A 20,642-nucleotide genomic window follows, 5' to 3' on the forward strand; every position below is an offset into this window, starting at 1 on the left:
GCGCAACTGTACGAAGGTACAGTGAGCATCGCAGACCGCAAATTACGACGCGCAGTAGGTTTTGATAGGTGCTCTAAAGCGCAGGAAGATTTGACCGCGATCCTTACTTACATCGCGCAGCGCAACCCGCCAGCAGCACTTCAGCTTTACAACGACATCGACAACGTCATCTCCCAACTTCCACATCATCCTCATTTGTACCGAACCGGAAGAGTTGCCGGCATGCGGGAACTGGTAGCCCACCCAAACTATGTCGTCGTATATCGCGTTGAAGCAAGCGCGATAGAAATTCTTGCCGTCATGCATACACGGCAACGATACCCCTGAGCCCCCCCCCCCTACCGGCATGCTGGACACCAGTCGTTAACGCGACGCCAACGCCGGCCTTCCCGCCAGATGCGCCAGCACACCGCCCATCACCCGCCCCAGCGGCACCTCCACCCAGCGGTGAAACGCGGCCCCGGCCGCCAGACTGCCACTCCAGGCCGTCAGCATGCCCAGGGCCTGCCATGCCGGTTCGAGCGGGGCATACGTGACAAACAAGGCATTGACCAGCAGGCTGACGGGAAAGTGGACGAGAAACACGGCATACGAAATGCGCCCCAGGGTATTGACGATGCGCCAGGCGCGGCCCTGCGACGGGGTGCGGGCGCGGCCGAACAGGAACAGCGCGCAGGCGACGATCAGGGCCAGCGCGATGCGGCTGCGGTAGTCGACGGCCAGGGCCAGCAGGACGGGCACGGCGGCCATGGCCATGAGCACGGTCATGGCGCCGGGTTTGCGGGCCGGGTCGCTGGCCCACCAGGCCATGAGCCCCAAGCCATAGCTGCCGAAGAAATACGGCGCCCAATTGTCCCAGCCAGCGTCGAGATTGAAATACAGCAGGGAAAAGGTGATGCCCGCGGTGACGGCCAGCGGCATCAGCCAGTGTCCGCGCCGCTGGCCCGCCAGGCGGCCACCCAGCCATAGCAGCGATACCGTCAGCAGGTACAACTGGAAATCGATGGCCACATACCAGGCGCCGGCCGACAGCGATTCATAGCCGAGCACGCCGTGCAGCAGCAAGGCGTGGGCGCTCAACTGGCCCAGGGTGACGGCGGCCGACATGGAATCGTGCAGCATCCAGATGCCGGCCACGGGCGTGATGATGGCCGCGAGCAAGGTGGCGGCCAGGAAAGGCGGCGCCAGCTTGGCATAACGGCGCCAGATGGCTTGCAGCGGCGCGGCAATGCCTGGGTTGCCGGCGGGCGAGAGGGATTTGGCGACGAGAAAGCCGCCGATGACGAGAAACACTTGCACGGCGATACGTGCGCTGCCGCCCAGCCAGTCCAGCAACTCGGGCCACATGGGCTGCACGTAATCGGACATGGGCCCGTAAAACGCCAGGTGGTGCAACACGATCAACTGCGCCGCGCCCGCCTTCAACCCATTGATCCAGCCAAACTGCGGACGATGTGCCAGGTCCGCCTGTGATACCACTGCTGCTGCCGTCATTCCCTATCCTTGCCATGCCAGGTAGTGTCGCCAGCCTATCGCGCAACAGGCGCGCGGCTGAGGATTTACCGAAAGGCCGACATGATAGCCGAGCCTGGCAAATGGCGGGGCACGGCAGGGGGCTAGATTCCCTGCCCGCCCGCCTCCTGCGACTCGGCGGACTGTGGCTGCTGCGCCAGGATGGCATCGAGCAAGCCGGGGAAACGGCTCTCGATATCGGCGCGGCGCAGGGTGTTCATGTGCGTCGTGCCCGCGTTTTCCGTGTGGACGAGGCCCGCTTCGCGCAAGACCTTGAAATGGTGGGAGACGGTCGACTTCGGCCGCCCGCCATCGAGGTCGCCGCAGGCGGCCGCGTCGACTCTGGCCAGGTGGCGCACGATGTCGAGGCGGATGGAATCGCTCAGGGCGTAGAGTACGCGCTCGAGCACGAATTCGCTGGCGGGGGGATGTTTGTGTGGGCGCATGTGCAGAATCATACAGCATGCGCTATACTAATTCCATTATTCGAATATTTACGAACTAACGAATCTATTGCAGCACCTTACTCATCAACAAACCATAAAGGCCACCATGTCCGCCCTCTTCCAGCCCTACACCCTCAAAGGCATCACCCTGCGCAACCGCATCGCCGTGCCGCCCATGTGCCAATACATGGCCGTCGATGGCCAGGTCAACGACTGGCATCTGTCGCACTACGCGGGCATGGCCCGTGGCGGCGCCGGGCTGGTGATCGTCGAAGCGACGGCCGTGGCGCCGGAAGGCCGCATCACGCCCGGCTGCACGGGCATCTGGAACGATGACCTGGCGCAAGCCTTCGTGCCGGTGGTAAAGGCCATCAAGGCGGCCGGCTCCGTGCCCGGCATCCAGATCGCCCATGCGGGCCGCAAGGCCAGCGCCAACCGCCCATGGGAAGGCGACGACCATATTCCTGCAGGCGATGCGCGCGGCTGGCAAACCATCGCCCCGTCCGCCATCGCCTTTGGCGGCGGCCTGCCGAAGGTGCCGCGCGCCATGGACCTCGACGATATCGCCCGCGTGCGCCAGAACTTCGTCGACGCGGCCATCCGCGCCCGCGAAGTGGGCTTCGAATGGCTGGAACTGCACTTCGCCCACGGCTACCTGGCGCAAAGCTTCTTTTCCGCCCACTCGAACCAGCGCGACGATATCTATGGCGGCAGCCTGGAAAACCGCAGCCGCTTCTTGCTGGAAACCTTGAAAGCCGTGCGTGAAGTGTGGCCCGAGCACCTGCCGCTGACGATCCGCTTCGGCGTACTGGAGTTCGACGGCCGCGATGAGCAAACCCTGCTCGAATCGATAGCCCTCGTGCGCCAGTTCAAGGATGCCGGCATGGACATGCTCAGCGTCAGCATGGGCTTCACGATTCCCGACGTGGCAATTCCCTGGGGCCCGGCCTTCATGGGCCCGATCGCCGAGCGCGTGCGCCACGAAGCGGGTGTGCCCGTCTCGTCCGCCTGGGGCTTCGGCACGCCGGCCATCGCCGAGCGCGTCGTCAAGGAAGAACAGCTGGACGTGGTGATGGTGGGCAAGGCGCACCTGGCCAATCCGCACTGGGCATATTTTGCCGCCAAGGAACTCGGCGTGGAGCGTGCCTCGTGGACCCTGCCGGCGCCGTATGCGCACTGGCTGGAACGCTACTGATTGTCCTTGACCGTTGCCGGATGCCCCTCCAGGGGCAGTTCCGGCAGAAACAGCAGGAAGACCAGTCCCACCAGCAGCAGCACGGCGCCGGCGCCAAACACGCTGGCGATGGCATGGCGGTAGACGTCCACCGTCTGCGTCGCCGCGTGCGCGCCCAGCGCCGAGACGGCTTCCACGCCATGGCTATGTAGCTGGTGCGCGAGGATGGCGCCGGACGCCGTCACACCCAGCAAGCCGCCCAGCGAGCGGAAAAAGGCCAGCATGGCCGTGCCCACGCCGCGGCGCGCCAGCGGCAAGGCATTTTGCACGGCGATCGTCATGTTCGGCATCACCAGGCCCAGTCCCGTGCCGAGCAGGAAGATGGCCGGCTCGATGACCCAATAACCGCGCGACGTTGCCATGGCCCAGGCCAGCACGGCAAACGCCAGCAGCGCCGCCGCCAGCCCCGCCACCTGCACCATCTTGTACTTGCCCGAGCGCGACAGCACCCGGCCGTTGAACATCGACGACGCCACCAGCCCCACCATCATCGCCACCGTCATCACGCCCGATTCGGCGGGACTCGCGCCCATCACCAGCTGGAAGAACAGGGGGAAGAAGACGCTGGCGCCCATCAGGCCCATGAAGGTCATGGCCATCACCAGGCTGGCAATATTAAAGGTGCGGTTTTCGAACAGGTCGGGCGGCAGCACGGGTTCGTCCACGCGCCCCACGTGGAAGGCCAGCCAGATACCCTGCAGCAGCGCGACCCCGCCGCACACCTTGATGGCGAGCGCATCCCACGGCCACTCGGTGCCGCCCAGCGCCAGCACCAGCAGGGCCGCCGTGATGGCGCCCGTCAGCAAGGCCGAGCCAAGATAATCGATCTTGTGCGCATGCGTGCGCACGGGTTTGCGCATGGCGCGCGCGATGATGACAAAGGCGGCCGCGCCGATGGGCAGGTTGACCAGGAAAATCCAGTGCCACGACAAGGCGTCCGTGATCACGCCGCCCAGCACGGGCCCCAGCACGCTGGTGACGGCAAACACGATGGGCACCATGCCTTGCCGCTTGCCCCGCTCGGCCGGCGGCACGATGTCGCCGATGATGATCTGCGCCAGCGGCATGAAGCCGCCCGCGCCCAGGCCCTGGATGGCGCGGAAGATGATCAGCTCCGTCATGTTCTGCGCCAGTGCGCACAGCACGGAACCGAGCAAAAACGTCAACAGGGCCGTGAAGATCATGGGGCGGCGGCCGTACTGGTCGGCCAGCTTGCCGTACAGGGGCATGGTGGCCGTCGAGGCCAGCACATACGCCGTGACCACCCACGACAGGTGCGCCATGCCGCCCAGGTCGTCGACGATGCGCGGCAAGGCTGTGGCGACGATGCTCTGGTCCAGCGCACCGAGACCCAGCACGGCCATCAAGCCCAGGTAGATGGCGCGCACTTCGCGTTCGGTGACGGGTTTGACAGCATCAGAAGCTTGTTCGTGGCCGCTCATGCCTGGCCTATCTCAAGCAAGGGTTGCATGGCGGCGGCCAGCGCCTCGACCTGCTGCGGCGTCAGGCGGGCGATGCGCCGCGCCAGCGCATCGCGGCGGCGCGCGCGCAGGGTCTCAAGAATGCGCAAGCCTTCGGCCGACACCTGCAGGCCCGAGCGGCGGCGGTCCTGCGGATCGGGCGCGCCGCGCTCGACGAGACCCGCCTCTTCGAGCGACTTGACCTGCGCGCTGACGGTCGGCCCGCGCACGTTCTGCAGGCGCGCCAACGCGGCCACACCGATGCCGGGCTGCTCGTGGATCAGCGCCAGCAGCATATATTGCATCATCGACACGCCGCCCTCCAGCTCGCCCCCTTCGCGCTGCATGGTACGCAGCAGGCGCTTGAACGCCGTGCGCAATTCGTCGGACAGCGCCAGTGCGCGCTCGGGGATGGGAGGGTCTTCGGTCGTGGGCATGGAATATATAAGTAGGTAGACTATCTACCTATATTAGTCCGCCCCCAAGCGCTGCGCAAGGTTTTTTCCATTCCCGCCCTTCCCAAAACCGCCGTTGGCCGTCATAATAGCCGCCCTTGGGTCGTTAGCTCAGCTGGTAGAGCAGCGGACTTTTAATCCGTTGGTCGCAGGTTCGAATCCCGCACGGCCTACCAAGATTCAGCCGTCAGCATGGCAAGCATGTTGATACGGCACAGCGTTACCGCAGTTCAGTAGTAAAGTTTTTGGGTCGTTAGCTCAGCTGGTAGAGCAGCGGACTTTTAATCCGTTGGTCGCAGGTTCGAATCCCGCACGGCCTACCAAATACTTCAGAGAAGCCAACCGTTCGCGGTTGGCTTTTTTGCTTTGCGCGCCAGCTTATTCTTCCCCATACCTGCCCGGCGTCACCCCCATCACCCGCTTGAACATGGCGATGAAGGCGCTGACGTTGTCGTAGCCCAGGTCCAGCGCGATCGTCGTGACGGGCTGGCCGGCGGCCAGCAGTTCCAGGGCGCGCAGGATGCGGGCGCGCTGGCGCCAGGCGGACGGCGTAAATCCGGTCTCGATCCTGAAACGGCGCGCCAGGGTGCGCGGCGAGACGCCGGCCCAGGCGGCCAGCGCTTCCACGCCCCGCTCGTCGGCCAGGTCATCGAGCACGGCGCGCGCCACGCGCAGCAGGCGCGGGTCCGTGGGTAGCGACAAACCGAACGGCTCGTGCGGCGAGGCGGCGATCTCATCGAGGATCACACCCGCCACCCGGGCCTGCCGCGCGTCCAGTGCCTCCAGCGCGCCATCGCCCCAGCTGCTGGCGCGGTCCACCGCTTCGCGCAGCAAGCCCGAGACGCGCATCACGCACGGCGCTGCAGGCAAGCTGGCGCAACTGGCCTCGTCCACGTACACGCTCCAGCCAGCAAACGGGCCATGCGAACGCAGCGCATGGACGTGATGGGGCGGCATCCACACGCAGTGGCTGGCCGGCACCACCCACTGTCCGCTGTCGGCGGCAACGGAAAGCAGGCCCTGCATGGCGCCGAACAGCTGGCCGCTGGCATGGCGGTGGGCCGCCGTCACCCGTTCCTGCGGCTGGGAAATGTGCATGGCGCGCAACGGCGGCAAGATTGGCGGATTTGAGGTATCGAATGACATAAACAACGCAGGCTAGACAATCCGGCCATCATACAGTGGAGTCTTTCCATCGTTCAGGAGTTCACCATGCGCGCAGAAGACGTCTTACCCGATCAACAAAACCAGGGCCAGTTCAATGGCGTCACCGTACGCAAGGGCACGGTGGGCGCCTTCCTGGCGAATGCCCGGCTATGGCTGGACGAGACCGGCAGCATCGCCGAAAAGGCCATCGCCGAGCGCGACATTGTCGACGCCTTGCCCGCCCTGCACGCGCTGGGACTGTTCGACATTGTGCAAGTGCGCGACGCTGCGCTGCGCGAACTGGTCTCGCCATCGGGCAAGTAGACGGCACCGGCTCGTCGCCGGCGCGCATTTCCTCTATCATGCTGCTTTGCCCGCCTTCGCCCCCGCCATGCCGTTTACCATTGCCACCCCCGTCCACAGCGAACTGATCATCAAGAAAAGCCGTTTCATCGGTTGCGTGCAGCCGATGACGGACCGCGCCAGCGCGCAGCAGGTGGTCAATGACTTGAAGGCCCAGCATCCGGGCGCCTGCCATGTGTGCTGGGCGCTGCTGGCGGGCGGGCAGTCGGCAGCCGTCGATGATGGCGAACCGAGCGGCACGGCCGGGCGGCCCATGCTCGACGTGCTGCGCCACCAGGACCTGGAAGGCGTGCTGGCGACCGTCGTGCGCTACTTTGGCGGGATCAAGCTGGGCGCGGGCGGCCTGGTGCGCGCCTACACGGACAGCGTGGCGCAGGCGCTCTTGCAGGCGGAAAAGACGGCCATCGTGCGCCAAAGGCCCCTGCGCTGCACGGTGCCGTATGCGATGGAAGGCATGCTGCGCCGCGAACTCGATGCCGCCGGCGCCACCCTGCTGAACGTGGCGCACGGCGACGACGTGCTGTTCGACTTCAGCCTGCCTGAAACGGCCGCGACCGCCCTGTTGGCCCATCTGCATGAAGCGGGAAATGGCCGCATCGCCTGGCTCGACACCGACGACTGAGGCCGGCGCGGCTTACTGCACGCGGCGCACTTTCGGCGAGTTGTTGGTGCCTTCGATCTTCAGGAAGAAGGTGCCGATGAAATTGCGTTCAACCGTCACCTTGGGATTGTTCAACGGCGCCAGCACGGCGGAGCTGCCATCGACGATGCGCCATACCTGGCCATTGCTCAACTTGATCAATTCATTGCCGCTCCAGCCATCGAACTTGCCGGCGATGCTGCTGCTGATCGACTTGCTTTCTTGCGCCTCCGCGGCCTTCGGCTGCTTGACCGTTTCCATGCCAAAGCTTTGCTCGCGCTGCTGCGCGGTCGGCACGGCGACAGGCGCGGCGGCGCCCAATGGAATGGCGTCATAGCATTTCACGCGGCTGGCGATATCGGCCAGCGAACGGCATTGCAACATGGCAGCATCATCGGCCATGGCCGCGCCCGATACGAACAGCAGCAAAAAGAGAGCTTTCATCGAAATTCTTTCAAAATAAGAGAAGTTACGCCAAACATGCGGTTGCCATGCATGCGGGAATGATTATATCGATAGCCAGGCACCGTGCCATGACGATCTTGCCACAGCTTGCCGTGCTTATGCGAAACTCAGGCACCGCGCGGCCGTTTGACTTGCAGCAAGATGAAATGTATCCACGCCAGCGCCGGCAGCACCAGCAACAGCAACATCAGTCCGGCCGGCATGTCCGGCACGAAGCGCACGAAGCAGGCGAGAAAACCGGCGATGGCCAGCCAGAAGCGCCAGTTGAACGCGTATGCCTTGCGCGCCACGGTCGCCAGGGCGATGCGCCAGAATTCCAGCAAGGCCCACAGGCCGCCCGTCAGCAGCAAGGCGGCCAGGGCATTGGCGCCGGGGGCGTCGGCCCAGGTGCGTACCAGGTTGTACAACAGCACGGGGTAGCCGGCCGTGATGGCCAGGGTGGCCGGGCCGGCGGCGATGACAGCTTCAAACAGCTGCCCTTTGGAACGATGATCCACTAACTCTTGCTCCTCAAGCCACGACGCCGGAATGGGCGACGATCACTTGCAGCGCACCGGCCGCATCCTGCGCCCAGACGCGCGTAAAACGGAAGTCGCCATGCGTTTCCACGTCGTGATAGCTGCCCGTCAGCTGCATGCGCACGGAAACGACGGCGACGCTGCCGTTGACGCGCACATGGCGCTCGGAGGCGCGCAAGTCCGTGATGGTCAACAGGCGCTGCTCGTGCGCGGCCAGGTCCGCATGTTTGCTCAGCAGATGGCCCAGGTGATTCGTAAACAACATGTCATCGGCCAGCAAGTCTTTCAGCACAGCCACGTCGGAGGCCATCATGGCCAGGCGCAAGCGCTCTTCCGCATCGAGTACCTGCACTTCCGTTAAAGCATTCATCTTTTTCCTTCTAATAAGTGGCACGACATTAATAAATAGGCAAAACATGCTGGCATGAAATCTTCTTTTTCACAATCCGCCGGAAGACTTATGCCTGTGGAGCATATTTATATAGCGTAATATTCGCAGCGGTATTGCGCAAAACGCCACCATAGTACTGTACAGTACTTGCCCTTTCGCCCCGGGCTGGGGCGAAAATTACTGGCCGCAAAGTTCTCATGCTCTCCGCAGTCTCGAATAAAACCAAGATAAGGCCCACTTATGGCAATTAACATCATTCTGAACCTGCTCGTAGCGCTGATCGTCTTCGCCTTCATGTTCCACCAGCAGCGCAAACACGCGACGTTTACCGTGCGCGTCTTCACGGGCCTGGGCCTGGGCGTGCTGCTGGGCGCGGCCGTGCAGTGGCTGTACGGCGCGGGCTCGCCCATCATCGCGGGCACCAATGAATACATCGACATCGTCGGCAGCGGCTACGTCAAGCTGCTGCAAATGATCATCATGCCGCTGATCATGGTGTCCATCATTTCCGCCATTTTAAAGCTCAAGGACGCCAGTTCCCTGGGCAAGATCAGCGCGCTGACCATCGGCACCCTGCTCATCACCACCACCATCGCCGCAGCGCTGGGCATTTTGATGGCCAAGCTGTTCGGCCTGACGGCTGTCGGCCTGACGTCGAGCGCCGCCGAAGTGGCGCGCGGCGTGCAGCTGCAAGGCTCGCTGGAAACGGCGAAGGCCCTGTCCTTGCCGAAACTGCTGGTCAGCTTCGTGCCGACCAACCCCTTCCTCGACATGACGGGCGCGCGCAAGACGTCGACCATCGCCGTGGTGGTGTTCTCCATCTTCATCGGCATCTCGGCCACGGGCATCGCGGCGAAGAAGCCGGAAATCTTCGCGTCCTTCGAAAGCTTCATGAAAGTGGCGCACGCCATCGTCATGCGCATGGTCACCCTGGTGCTGCGCCTGACGCCGTATGGCGTGTTCGCGCTGATGTTTGAAGTGGTGGCCTCGTCGAGCTACACGGACATCCTGAAATTGATCAATTTCGTCGTCGCCTCGTACAGCGCGCTGATCCTGATGTTCCTCGTGCACCTGGCCATCATCGCCGGCGTGGGCCTGAACCCGCTGCGCTTCGTGAAAAAAGTTTTCCCCGTGCTGGCCTTCGCCTTCACCTCGCGCACCAGCGCCGGTTCCATCCCGATGAGCGTGCAGACGCAAACCCAGCGCCTGGGCACGCCGGAAGGCATCGCCAACTTCGCCGCCTCGTTCGGCTCGACCATCGGCCAGAACGGCTGCGCCGGCATCTATCCGGCCATGCTGGCCGTGATGATCGCCCCCACCGTCGGCGTCGACCCGTTCACCGTCAGCTTCCTGCTGCCCTTGCTCGCCATCATCACCATCGGTTCCGTCGGCGTGGCCGGCGTGGGCGGCGGCGCCACGTTTGCCGCCCTGATCGTGCTGTCGGCGATGGATTTGCCCGTCGCGCTGGCCGGTTTGCTGATCTCCGTCGAACCGCTGATCGACATGGGCCGCACGGCCCTGAACGTGAGCGGCTCGATCACGGCCGGCACCGTCACCAGCCGGGTCATGGGCGAGACCGACCTGGCCGTCTACAACAGCGACGACGCGCCCGACCTGGACGAAGCGGAACACGCTGCCTAGGAAGCCATCCAGCGGCGCGCCGCGCCTTGCCGCTTTCCTCTATATTTATTGACAATAGACATAGAGGAAGGCCCGAGGCGATGGAACAGAAATGGCCGCAGCACATCTGGATCGTGCGGCACGGCCAAAGTGCCGGCAACGTGGCGCGCGATGCCGCCGAAGCGGAAAAACAGCTGCTGATCGCCGTCGCCGAGCGCGATGTCGACGTCCCGCTCTCCGAGCTGGGCGCGCGCCAGGCGCAAGCGCTGGGCGACTGGTTCGCCACCCTCCCCCCTGAACAACAACCGACCGTCGTGCTGTACTCGCCCTACGTGCGGGCGCGGCAGACGGCGCACGCCGTGCTGGCGCGCATCGACGCGGACAGCCCCGCCTCCGTGGCGGCCGACGAACGCCTGCGCGAAAAGGAGTTCGGCATCCTCGACCGCCTGACCGTGCACGGCATCGCCAGCAAATACCCGGAACTGTACGAGCAGCGCCAGCACGTGGGCAAATTTTACTTCCGGCCACCGGGCGGCGAAAGCTGGTGCGACGTCATCCTGCGCCTGCGCAGCGTGCTCGACACCATCACCCGCGAGTACCGTGGCGAACGCGTGCTGATCGTCGGCCACCAGGTCATCGTCAATTGCTTCCGCTACCTGCTGGAACGCTGCGACGAGCATGCCATCCTGGCCATCGACAAGGCCGCCGACGTACCCAATTGCGGCGTCACCTCGTACGCCTTCAACCCGGCCCTGGGCAGGCACGGCAAGCTGCAGCTGGAGCTGTGCAACTTCGTCGCGCCACTGGAGGCGGCCGGCACACCCGTCACGGCCCAGCCCGATATGCCGGCCGCGCCGAAATCCTGAGCGAGGGCAATAAAGGCATAAAAACAACAGCATAAGCATATCCAGAAAGAATCGTTAGCGCCGGCGGGCGCCTCCCTTAAGCTCATGGCAACTGTTTCCACACCGACACTAATCGAGCCCAAAGGACACCGCCTTGTATCCGCGCCATTCATCCGCCTCCCATTCCCTTCCCGCCACGCCGCTGCGCGCCATCGTGCTGGCCTGCGCCATGCTGGGCACTGCGCCCGCCTGGGCCCAGGATGCGCAAGCGACCGCCAGCGCAGGCGCCACCGCTGACACGCCCGGCGCCAGCATCGACCAGGTCACCGTCGTCGGCTCGCGCGCGCGCAACCGCACCGTCTTCGACAGCAGCGTGCCCATCGACCGTTTCGGCGCGCGCGAAGTGAGCAATGCGCTGTCGACGGGCGACGTGGGCGCGGCCCTGCAAAACCTGTCGCCCTCGATCAACTTCCCCCGCATCGAGTCGAGCGGCGCGTCGGACTCCGTGCGCGGCATCCAGTTGCGCGGGCTGGCGCCGGACCAGGTGCTGGTGCTGATCAACGGCAAGCGGCGCCACACGAGCGCCGTGCTCGACACGGAAAGCAGCTTTGCCGGCACCGTGCCGGTCGACATCAACGCCATTCCGCCGAACGCCATCGACCACATCGAAATCCTGCGCGATGGCGCCGGCGCCCAGTACGGCAGCGACGCCGTGGCGGGCGTGATCAACATCGTGCTGAAAAAAGCCCGCACGGGTGGCGCCGCTTCCGTCAGCTATGGCACCAACCACACGCATTTCGACCCGACCGACCAAACCCTGACGGATGGCCAGACCGTCATCGTCAACGCCGACTATGGCCTGCCGCTGGGCGAGGCGGGATACTTCCGCTTCGGCGCGGAAACGCGGCACCGCTCGCCCACGGAACGGGCCGGTCCCAGCGACGCAGGCTGGACGTCCTACAACTTCACGCCGGCGGACCAGGCGCTCGACGGCAAGGTCGTGTTCAAGTCCGGCGACTCGCGCCAGCGCAACCACTACCTGTTCTATAACACCCAGCTCACCCTGGCCAACGGCCTGGACCTGTACTCGTTTGCCACCCTCAACGAGCGCACATCGGATGGCAGCGCCTACTTCCGCTATCCGGGCGACCCGTCGAACGTATCGGCCCTGTATCCAAACGGCTACCGCCCCGTCACCAACGGCGACAAGCGCGACCTGAGCATCGTGGCCGGCGTGCGCGGCAGCGCGGGCGCGTGGAACTGGGACGCCAGCGCGCGCCACGGCAGCGACCGCTTTGACTACGGCGTGAGCCACTCCGTCAATGCTTCGCTGGGCGCGGCCAGCCCTACGCGTTTCAAGCTGGCCGGCTTCGATTTCCGCCAGAACGCCTTGAACGTCGATGCCACGCGCAGCATCGACATCGGCTTGCCCGCGCCCTTGAACCTGGCGGTGGGCGCGGAATGGATGCGCGAAACCTACACCAGCTCGGCTGGCGACCCCGCTTCGTACGCGGCCGGCAGTTTCACCGATGCACCGCCGGGCGCGCAGGCGGGGCCGGGCCTGCGCCCGTCGGACGCCTACGACGGCAGCCGGCAGATCCGCTCCGTGTATGCGGACGTGGAAAGCGACCTCACGCCGCGCCTGCTGGTGGGCGCCGCCGCCCGCTATGCCGACTACAGCGACTTCGGCAGCGCCAGCACGGGCAAGCTGTCCACGCGCTATAAAGTGACGGACAATTTCCTCGTGCGCGGTTCGCTGTCGAACAGCTTCCGCGCGCCGGCCCTCGTGCAGACGGGATTCCGCTTTGCCACGCTGAACTTCAACGCCGACGGCACGGCCCTGCAAACGGCGGCCCTGCTGCCGGCCAGCGACCCGCTGGCGCGCAGCTTCGGCGCGCAACAGCTGACACCGGAAAAATCGACCAACGCCTCGCTGGGCCTGGCCTGGAAACCGGCCGCCGCCACCAGCGTGACGGTCGACGCCTACGTGATCCGCATCCGCGACCGCATCACGCGCTCGAGCGACTTGCAAAGCGACGCCGTCACCGCCTATCTGGCCGCGAATGGCCGCAGCGACATCCAGTCCGTGGCCTATCTGGCCAACCTGCTCGACACGCGCACAAAGGGCCTGGACGTGGTGCTGAACCACGATCTGGCGTTCTCCTCAGGCAAACTGAACCTGAACGCGGCGCTGAACCTGAACAAGACCAGCCTCGACAAGGTGCGCCAACGTTCGGCCGCGCTGACCAATATCGATCCCAGTCTGACCCTGCTGACGGAGACGAGTTTGTTCCGCATCAAACATGCGTCGCCGACCAGCAAATTGATCCTCGGCGCCGACTGGCAGGCGCCCGGCTGGGGCATGCAGGCGCGCGCCACGCGCTTTGGCGAGCTGAAAGATTTTTCCTACGACAACGAGGCGCCCTTGATCGACGGCATCCCCGCGCAACGCTTCGGCGCCGTCTGGTCGCTGGACCTGGAAGGCCAGTTAAAACTGAGCAAGCAACTGACGGTGAGCGTGGGCGGCAACAACATCCTCGACCGCTATCCGCAGCGCGTGCGGGAAACGAACAACGCCACCTATGGCGGCGCCCTGCCCTACAATTTCATCAACCCCATCGGCGTCAATGGCGCGTACTTCTACGCCAGGCTGAACTACACGTTTTAACGTCACGGAAAGACCATATGATCATCAAGAAAATTTCCCACCTCGTCGCCGGCGCCTGCCTGAGCGCCCTCCTGCTGTCGTCCGCCCAGGCCGCCGCGCCGCTGGTGCTGATGACGGACTTCGGCACGGCCGATGGCGCCGTGTCGGCCATGCATGGCGTGGCCTATGGCGTCGATCCCCGGCTGACCATCTCGGACCTGACGCACCAGATTCCCGACTACGACATCTGGCTGGGCGCCTACCGCCTGTACCAGACGGCCAATTACTGGCCGCAAGGCACGGTGTTCGTCTCCGTCATCGACCCGGGCGTGGGCACGGCGCGCAAGTCGGTGGTGCTGAAAACCAAGGGGGGACGCTACTTCGTAGGACCGGACAATGGCCTGTTCACCCTGATCGCTGAGCGCGACGGCGTGGCGGAACTGCGCGAAATCGATGAAAAGGTCAACCGCCTGGCCGGTTCCGCCGAGTCGTACACCTTCCATGGCCGCGACGTGTACGCGTATGTGGGCGCGCGCCTGGCCTCGGGCGCCATCACGTATGAACAGGTGGGCCCGCCATTGCCGAGCGAATCGGTGGTGAAGATCGCGTATCAAAAACCCGTGCGCGTCGGCAACACCATCCGCGGCATCGTACCCGTGCTCGACGTCAAATATGGCAATGTCTGGACGAATATCCCGAAATCCCTGCTCGACGAATTGCAGGTAACACTGCACGACCCGCTGCAAGTGCGCATTTTGCACAAGGGCAAGCAAGTAGCCAAGGTCACGGCGCCATTCGAGCATACGTTCGGCGGCGTCGCCAAGGGCAAGCCCCTGGTCTACCTGAACAGCCTGCTCGACGTGGCCGTCGCCATCAGCCAGGGCGACTTTGCGGCCAAGCACCACGTCGAGTCGGGCGTGGATTGGGAAGTGGAAGTGAGCAAGGCCCCTGTCGCCAAATAAACCGCCCTTACGCGGCCAGGGCCTCCTGCCCTGGTCCAACTGGCCATATCCATTGCGGGTTTGCGCTACGTCAAACTCAGCGCTCTGCCCGCCCCCGCCAGCACCACGCCTGTACAAGTCCGGTGAACCTGTGCCGGTCCACCCGCTCTAAACCTTGCAAGCGATGCCAGCCATGTTTCAGATACGCAATCTGGCGAGGCATGCGTTTCCATGACAGTCTTCCACTGAAAAGGAATAATCATGACGGCTCCCCTCCTGACCACCAGCAAGCTCGTCCTCGGTAGCGCCATCGTCTGTGCGCTGCTGGGCGGTTGCAACAAACGCAGCGACACCAGCACCACCGCCACGCCCGCTACCACTGCGCCGGCAACGCCGCCCGCCACCAGCGGCACGTCCGGCACCACGGGCACGACCAACCCGGACACCACCACGCCTGGCATGACACCGGGTACCACCAATCCCGATGGCACGACCACTCCGCCCTCCACCACCCCGCCTCAAAATGACACGACACCGGGAACAGGTACAGGCACAGGCACCACGCCGCCAGCGCGCAATAGCTAGCGCGCCGCGCCCTAGCCCGCCTGGCAGGTAAGAAAAGAGCATTCCGAGGAAGGCTCTTGAAATACCACGGCGCAGCGCAAGCTGGCCTTGGCCCGGTACTACTTTTGCAGGCTGACGGACGCCGCTTTCGGCGTGCGGCGTCCCATCAGGAACAGCACGCCCTTCTTCAGCATGCGGTAGACGAAGCGCAGCAGCAGCAAGGTCAGCACGCATTCAAGCATGGTCAAGATCATGGCCACGGCCACGGGCATGCGCGCGGCGCGGCGGTGGAACTTGGCCACGGCGCCATCGCGGGCGATCTCGATGCTGTCATAGAAGGTCGGCACGACCAGCAGGGTCAGAATCGTCGAGGTGATGGTGCCGCCGATGATGGCGATCGCCAATGGACGGTAGAACTCGCCGCCTTCGCCCAGGCCCAGCGCCACGGGGAACATGCCGGCGATCAGCGCGAACGTCGTCATCAGGATGGGGCGCAGACGCATGCGACCCGCGTACATCAGCGCGTCCTCGCGGCCATGGCCCTCTTCCTCGCGCTTGCGCGCCGCGTCCAGCAGCAGGATGGCGTTCTTGGCGACCAGGCCCATCAGCATGATGATGCCGATAAAGCTCATCAGATTGAGGGTGTTGTTCGTGATCACCAGCGCCACCACCACGCCGATCAGACTGAGCGGCAAAGACATCATCACGGCCACCGGCGCCGTGAAGGAACCGAACTGCATCACCAGGATCAAATACATCAGGCCGATACCCATCACCAGCGCGATCAGCATTTCCGTGAACAGTTCCTGCTGATCCTGGCCGGCGCCACCGAGCGCCAGGCCGTAGCCGGGCGGGAAGTCGATGGAGTTGGCCAGCTTCATGGCGTCGCTCGTCACTTCGCCGTTCGAGCGGCCTTGCGCATTGGCCGACACGGTGATCGTGCGCTTGCCATTCTTGTGCTCGATGCCGGACGGGCCCTTGCCCATGGTGATGGTGGCGATCTGGTCGAGCGGCACCATTTGCGACGTGCCCGTCACGCTGATCGGCAGGCGCTCGATGTTTTCCGATGCCACGCGGTCGTCGGGATGCAGGCGCACGGCCACGTCGCGCGTCTCGCCCGTCGGATCGACCCAGTCGCCCACTTCCACGCCGGCGAATGCCACGCGCAACGATTGCGCCGCGTCATTGACAGAAATGCCCATCGAGTTGGCCAGGCCGCGGTTGAGCTCGATCTGCAGCTCGTTTTTCGGATCCTGCTCGGACAGGCCCACGTCGACGGCACCGGGAATGGCGCGCAGCTTGTCCATGTAGGCATTCGTGATTTCCATCAGCTTGCGCGAGTCCGGACCCGTGAATTCCACCTGGATCGGCTTTTGCGAACCGTTGCTCAAGTCATCCTGCACCACGTATTCGGCGCCCACCAGGCGCGACATCTTCTCGCGCAGCTCGACGGCGATTTCCTTGGCCGAACGCTTGCGGGTATTGCGCTTGCCGATGTCGACATACACGCGGCCGCCGCCGGCATTGATGGAGCTGTTGGTATCCTTGGTTTCAGGCAAGGTGCGCGCCAGCACGGCCGCCGCTTCCAGTTTCAAGCGCGAATACTCGATGCTGCTCGACGATGGCGTGCGCACATTGATCATCAGATTGCCCGAATCGGATGCCGGCAAGAAACTCGTGCCGCCATGCGTGGCGTGCAGGGCGATGGCGCCCACCAGGCTGCCGAACGCGATGACGGCCATCCAGCGGCGGTGATGCAGGGCCCAGGCGATCACGCGGCCGTAGCGGTCGGCCTGGTGGTCGAACCAGTGGTTGAAACGTTCCAGCACGCGGCCAATGCCTTTTTTCGGCGCCGCATGTTCCTCGACCGGGTCGCCCCAGTAGGCCGACAGCATCGGGTCGAGCGTGAACGAGATGCCCAGGCTGACGAGCACCGAGCACGTCACCGTCAAGGCGAAGGGACGGAACCATTCGCCGGAGATGCCCGGCATGAAGGCGACGGGGATGAAGACGGCGATGATGGAGAAGGTCGTGGCGGCCACGGCCATGCCGATCTCGGCCGTGCCTTCCAGCGCGGCCGTGCGGCGGTCCTTGCCCATCTGCATGTGGCGCACGATGTTTTCACGCACCACGATGGCATCATCGATCAGCACGCCGATGGCCAGCGACAGGCCCAGCAAGGTCATGAAGTTCAGGGTAAAGCCGCACAGCCATACGGCGATGAAGGCGGCAATCACGGACGTAGGCAGGCTCAGCGCCGTGATCAGGGTCGAACGCCACGAGTTCAGGAAGGCGTAGACGACGAAAATCGTCAGCACGGCGCCCAGCACCAGCGATTCGATCACGTTGTTCAAGCTATGCTGGGCGTTCTCGCCGCCGTCGCGCGTTACTTGCAGGATCGTGCCTTTCGGCAAGGTCTTGTTGATTTCCGCCACCATGTCGCGGATCTTGTTGGCCACGCTGACGGTGGAAGCGTCGCGCACGCGGGTGATCGAAATGCCCACGTTGGGCTTGCCGCTGCGCATGCTCAGGCTGTTGACTTCGGCAAAGCCATCCTCGATGGTGGCCACTTGCGCCAGGCGCACGATTTCCTCGCCGCGGCGCTTGATCACCACTTTCTCGAAGTCAGCTGGCGATTCGATGCGGCCCACCAGGCGGATGCTTTTCTCGTCCAGGGTGCCGCGCACCTTGCCCACGGGCGCATTCGTGTTCTGGTTGCGCAGGGCGGTGACGACGTCGCTGACGGATACATTGTATTCACGCAACTTTTCCGCCCGCAGCAGCACCGACAGTTCGCGCTTGAGCGAACCGCCCACATTGACCAGCGCCACGCCGTCGACGGTGCGGAAGCGGTCCGACAGCACGTCCTCGGCCAGGCGCGAGATTTCCGCATGGCTTTGCGAGTTCGACGACAGGGCCAGTTGCATGATCGGTTCGGCTGCCGGGTCGATGCGCTGCAAGATAGGCTCGCGCATTTCCGTCGGCAACTTGTAGCGCACGGCGGCAATCGCATTGCGGATATTGTCGGACGCTTCGATCAGATTGGTATTGAAGGAAAACTTCAGGAAGATGCTGGCCGAACCTTCATTCGAGTCGCTGTTGACTTCGGTCACGCCGGAAATGCTCTGCAAGGATTTTTCCAGGCGGTTCACCACTTCGCGCTCGACCGTATCAGGTGATGCGCCAGGGTAAGGAATGCTGACGACGATGAAAGGCACTTCGACATCCGGATTCTGGTTGACGCGCAATTTCTTGAGCGCCAGCAGGCCGACGCACATCATGGCCAGGATCAGGACGATGGTGGCGGTGGGCCGCTTGATACTGAAATCGGAAAGGAACATGGCTTAGTTTCCTTTACCGGCAACGGCGGTGCTGCTGCTGGCCACGGCGGCGGCAGGCACGGCCTTGGCGGCCGTCAGCTCCACTTTCTGTCCATCCTTGAAGGTAGAGCCCGGCGTGCGCAGCACGGTGTCGCCGCTGGCCAGGCCGCTTTGCACTTCCCACTGGCCCGTGCGCACGTCGCGCGCGCCGATGCGCAAGTTGACTTTATGCAAAGCCTTGTCCTTGACCTTCCACGTGTACGTCACGTCGCCCGCCTTCACCAGGGCCGAGTCGGGGATCATCAGCGCGCTGACGGTTTCCGTCTCGATGCGCCCTTCCGCATACAGGCCGGCCACGCGCGGCTGTTCCTTGTCGTTGAAGTCGACCAGCACGGCCACCTGGCGCGTGACGGCGTTGGCGGCCGGATCGACGCGGCGCACCTTGCCCGCGAAATCCTGGCCTGGATAGCCATTGATGCGGAACAGCACGGGCTGGCCCACCTTGACGACGCCGATCTTGTCGGCCGACACCAGGCCTTCGAGGCGCATGCTGGTCGGATCGATGACCTTGATCAATTCCTTGCCGATTTGCGCCGTATCGCCATTCGATACCTTGCGCTCGCTCACGATGCCGTCGAACGGCGCGCGCACGAGGGTGCGCTGCAGCTGCTGGCGGGCTTGCACGGCGCGGCTTTTCGCGGCGGACAAATCGCTTTGCGCATTGTTGCGGCGGATTTCCGCGTCTTCCAGCGCCTGCGTCGACGTCATGCCCGAGGCGCGCAGGGTTTTCATGCGCTGGAACATGCGTTCGGACTGCTCCAGCACCTGGCTGGCGGCGCGGCTGGCTTCCTCGGCCGAATTGAGGCTGTCGCGGATGGACGTTTCGTCCAGGCGCACGAGCACGTCGCCCCGCTTGACGACTTCACCGTTTTCCTTCATGACCTGGATCACCACGGCCGACACTTCGGCGCGCAAGTCCGCGTTGCGCTCGGGCTGCACGGAACCGGTGATGACGGGGCCCGACGCCAGCGCATTGCTCTGAATGGTCAGCAGGTCTTCCGGGGAAACCAGCAAATTGACGGCAGCGCCCGCCTGTTCCTTGCCATTCTTGCCGCCCTTGCCGGGATCTTTGGACTCTTTGCCGCAGGCGGCCAGGGCAGAAGCGATTGCCAGAACAAACAGGGTTTTGCGCAACATGGGTAATTCTCCGGATAGAAAGCACCAAGACCGTCCCGGCGGCCCGGATAGGGTGGCAGGCGATCACAGGCAATTATTTTTATTAAAACCACAAGCGCCAAAGTATCCATGAGCGCATCTGGGCATGTCAATCGGCGGGTTCCTGTAATGCTTTAATCAATGGATGAAACGTAGTTTTTACGCCCTGAAACGCAAAACCCCGCCTTCAGGCGGGGTTTTGCGTTTCAGGGGAAAGACGCTTAGCGGGCAAACACGGTGTTGATCAGGAAACCGATGGCCACGCCCGTGCACAGGCCGCCGGCAATTTCCACCAGGGTATGGCCCATGCGCTCGCGCAAGGTCTTGTGCGCGGCGCTGGCCGCCTCCCCGGCCAGGCGGTTGATGGCGGCCGCCTGCTTGCCCACGTGCTGGCGCAGGCTGTTGGCGTCGATGATGACGATGAAGGCCAAGGTCACGGCCACGCCGAAGGCGGGATGACCGATGCCTTCGCGCAAGGCGATCAGGGTGGCCATGCTGGACACGACGGCGCTGTGGTTGCTGGGAAAGCCGCCATTGCCGACCAGGCCGAACGCCCATTGCCGCGTGCGAACACTGTTGATCAGGAATTTGATCGGTCCGACCAGGATCCAGGTGATCAGGGGCGTGACGAGGTAAGCGATATCCACGGGGTATTCCTTCTTATATATATGTAGAGAGTCTGTCAGGGGGGACAGGCGCGCCGCAATTATCGCAGATCGGCCGCGCCAGCAGAACTGTCTGTCGTCAACCTATAAAACGCCGCCCCCGGCGGCAACTAATATAAAATCATGGCATATACAACAATTGACGTATATCAACACTGAGTGCGGCGCGCACAGCGGCGCGGATCATCAAACGTC

Annotated in this window: 20 protein-coding genes and 2 tRNA genes; 11 read left to right on the forward strand and 11 right to left on the reverse strand. The window is 64.0% G+C overall.

From position 1 onward, the window contains the following. Positions 1 to 21: 21 nt before the first annotated feature. Positions 22 to 327 (forward strand): type II toxin-antitoxin system RelE/ParE family toxin, encoded by a 306-nt coding sequence (locus GCN78_RS26495; RefSeq protein ID WP_226939837.1) that lies wholly within the window; start codon positions 22 to 24, stop codon positions 325 to 327. 36 nt (positions 328 to 363) lie between these two features. Here the strand turns inward: GCN78_RS26495 and GCN78_RS26500 are convergent, their stop codons facing one another. Then, positions 364 to 1,494 (reverse strand): acyltransferase family protein, encoded by a 1,131-nt coding sequence (locus tag GCN78_RS26500; protein ID WP_152254372.1) that lies wholly within the window; start codon positions 1,492 to 1,494, stop codon positions 364 to 366. 122 nt (positions 1,495 to 1,616) lie between these two features. Continuing rightward, a complete protein-coding gene (locus GCN78_RS26505) occupies positions 1,617 to 1,958 on the reverse strand; it encodes an ArsR/SmtB family transcription factor (protein ID WP_152254373.1) in 342 nt (113 codons plus the stop codon). A 106-nt stretch (positions 1,959 to 2,064) separates the two neighbouring features. Here GCN78_RS26505 and GCN78_RS26510 point away from each other — a divergent pair, with 106 nt between their 5' ends. After that, positions 2,065 to 3,153 carry an NADH:flavin oxidoreductase/NADH oxidase gene (locus tag GCN78_RS26510; protein WP_152254374.1) on the forward strand — a complete coding sequence of 363 codons (1,089 nt, stop codon included), beginning with the start codon at positions 2,065 to 2,067 and terminating at the stop codon, positions 3,151 to 3,153. Here the strand turns inward: GCN78_RS26510 and GCN78_RS26515 are convergent. After that, positions 3,147 to 4,634, reverse strand: a complete 1,488-nt coding sequence (locus tag GCN78_RS26515) for an MDR family MFS transporter (RefSeq protein WP_226939838.1) — start codon at positions 4,632 to 4,634, stop codon at positions 3,147 to 3,149. The genes GCN78_RS26510 and GCN78_RS26515 overlap by 7 nt on opposite strands. Beyond that, positions 4,631 to 5,089: a MarR family winged helix-turn-helix transcriptional regulator gene (locus tag GCN78_RS26520; RefSeq protein WP_152254375.1), complete on the reverse strand. Its 459-nt coding sequence runs from the start codon at positions 5,087 to 5,089 to the stop codon at positions 4,631 to 4,633. The genes GCN78_RS26515 and GCN78_RS26520 overlap by 4 nt, the downstream gene beginning before the upstream one ends. Before the next feature lie 118 nt (positions 5,090 to 5,207). Between GCN78_RS26520 and GCN78_RS26525 the strand changes: the two genes are divergently transcribed. Together GCN78_RS26525 and GCN78_RS26530 are read left to right on the forward strand one after the other, a co-directional pair. Further along, positions 5,208 to 5,283 (forward strand) — tRNA-Lys (locus GCN78_RS26525). Between the two features lie 71 nt (positions 5,284 to 5,354). Continuing rightward, a tRNA-Lys gene (locus tag GCN78_RS26530) sits at positions 5,355 to 5,430 on the forward strand. 55 nt (positions 5,431 to 5,485) lie between these two features. Here GCN78_RS26530 and GCN78_RS26535 read toward each other — a convergent pair. Continuing rightward, positions 5,486 to 6,205 carry an AraC family transcriptional regulator gene (locus GCN78_RS26535; RefSeq protein WP_226939839.1) on the reverse strand — a complete coding sequence of 240 codons (720 nt, stop codon included), beginning with the start codon at positions 6,203 to 6,205 and terminating at the stop codon, positions 5,486 to 5,488. A 114-nt stretch (positions 6,206 to 6,319) separates the two neighbouring features. Between GCN78_RS26535 and GCN78_RS26540 the strand changes: the two genes are divergently transcribed. Continuing rightward, entirely contained in the window at positions 6,320 to 6,577 is a 258-nt protein-coding gene (locus GCN78_RS26540) for a hypothetical protein (RefSeq protein ID WP_152254377.1), read from the forward strand. 67 nt (positions 6,578 to 6,644) lie between these two features. After that, positions 6,645 to 7,238: an IMPACT family protein gene (locus GCN78_RS26545; RefSeq protein WP_152254378.1), complete on the forward strand. Its 594-nt coding sequence runs from the start codon at positions 6,645 to 6,647 to the stop codon at positions 7,236 to 7,238. 12 nt (positions 7,239 to 7,250) lie between these two features. Here the strand turns inward: GCN78_RS26545 and GCN78_RS26550 are convergent, their stop codons facing one another. The 3 genes from GCN78_RS26550 to GCN78_RS26560 form a co-directional block, all read right to left on the reverse strand. Then, complete coding sequence (locus GCN78_RS26550) at positions 7,251 to 7,700, reverse strand: hypothetical protein (RefSeq protein WP_152254379.1); 450 nt, start codon at positions 7,698 to 7,700, stop codon at positions 7,251 to 7,253. 128 nt (positions 7,701 to 7,828) lie between these two features. Further along, entirely contained in the window at positions 7,829 to 8,218 is a 390-nt protein-coding gene (locus tag GCN78_RS26555; protein WP_152254380.1) for a hypothetical protein, read from the reverse strand. 13 nt (positions 8,219 to 8,231) lie between these two features. Then, positions 8,232 to 8,609 carry a nuclear transport factor 2 family protein gene (locus tag GCN78_RS26560; protein WP_152254381.1) on the reverse strand — a complete coding sequence of 126 codons (378 nt, stop codon included), beginning with the start codon at positions 8,607 to 8,609 and terminating at the stop codon, positions 8,232 to 8,234. A gap of 261 nt (positions 8,610 to 8,870) precedes the next feature. Here GCN78_RS26560 and GCN78_RS26565 point away from each other — a divergent pair, with 261 nt between their 5' ends. The 5 genes from GCN78_RS26565 (at position 8,871) to GCN78_RS26585 (ending at position 15,268) form a co-directional block, all read left to right on the forward strand. Further along, positions 8,871 to 10,271 carry an L-cystine transporter gene (locus GCN78_RS26565; RefSeq protein ID WP_152254382.1) on the forward strand — a complete coding sequence of 467 codons (1,401 nt, stop codon included), beginning with the start codon at positions 8,871 to 8,873 and terminating at the stop codon, positions 10,269 to 10,271. Positions 10,272 to 10,351: 80 nt separating this feature from the next. Next, positions 10,352 to 11,116: a histidine phosphatase family protein gene (locus GCN78_RS26570; RefSeq protein ID WP_152254383.1), complete on the forward strand. Its 765-nt coding sequence runs from the start codon at positions 10,352 to 10,354 to the stop codon at positions 11,114 to 11,116. Positions 11,117 to 11,249: 133 nt separating this feature from the next. After that, on the forward strand, positions 11,250 to 13,763 hold the full coding sequence (locus GCN78_RS26575; protein WP_226939840.1) for a TonB-dependent receptor plug domain-containing protein: 2,514 nt from the start codon (positions 11,250 to 11,252) through the stop codon (positions 13,761 to 13,763). A gap of 17 nt (positions 13,764 to 13,780) precedes the next feature. After that, complete coding sequence (locus GCN78_RS26580; protein ID WP_152254384.1) at positions 13,781 to 14,704, forward strand: SAM hydrolase/SAM-dependent halogenase family protein; 924 nt, start codon at positions 13,781 to 13,783, stop codon at positions 14,702 to 14,704. 240 nt (positions 14,705 to 14,944) lie between these two features. Further along, positions 14,945 to 15,268 carry a hypothetical protein gene (locus GCN78_RS26585; RefSeq protein WP_152254385.1) on the forward strand — a complete coding sequence of 108 codons (324 nt, stop codon included), beginning with the start codon at positions 14,945 to 14,947 and terminating at the stop codon, positions 15,266 to 15,268. A 98-nt stretch (positions 15,269 to 15,366) separates the two neighbouring features. Here GCN78_RS26585 and GCN78_RS26590 read toward each other — a convergent pair whose 3' ends face one another. The 3 genes from GCN78_RS26590 to GCN78_RS26600 form a co-directional block, all read right to left on the reverse strand. Beyond that, positions 15,367 to 18,588, reverse strand: coding sequence for an efflux RND transporter permease subunit (locus tag GCN78_RS26590; RefSeq protein ID WP_152254386.1), 3,222 nt, complete (start codon positions 18,586 to 18,588; stop codon positions 15,367 to 15,369). Between the two features lie 3 nt (positions 18,589 to 18,591). Then, on the reverse strand, positions 18,592 to 19,764 hold the full coding sequence (locus GCN78_RS26595) for an efflux RND transporter periplasmic adaptor subunit (protein WP_152254387.1): 1,173 nt from the start codon (positions 19,762 to 19,764) through the stop codon (positions 18,592 to 18,594). A gap of 239 nt (positions 19,765 to 20,003) precedes the next feature. Then, positions 20,004 to 20,429 (reverse strand): divergent PAP2 family protein, encoded by a 426-nt coding sequence (locus GCN78_RS26600; protein ID WP_152254388.1) that lies wholly within the window; start codon positions 20,427 to 20,429, stop codon positions 20,004 to 20,006. Positions 20,430 to 20,642: the final 213 nt, after the last annotated feature.

This window comes from Janthinobacterium rivuli, from assembly GCF_009208735.1.
Lineage (GTDB): Bacteria > Pseudomonadota > Gammaproteobacteria > Burkholderiales > Burkholderiaceae_D > Janthinobacterium.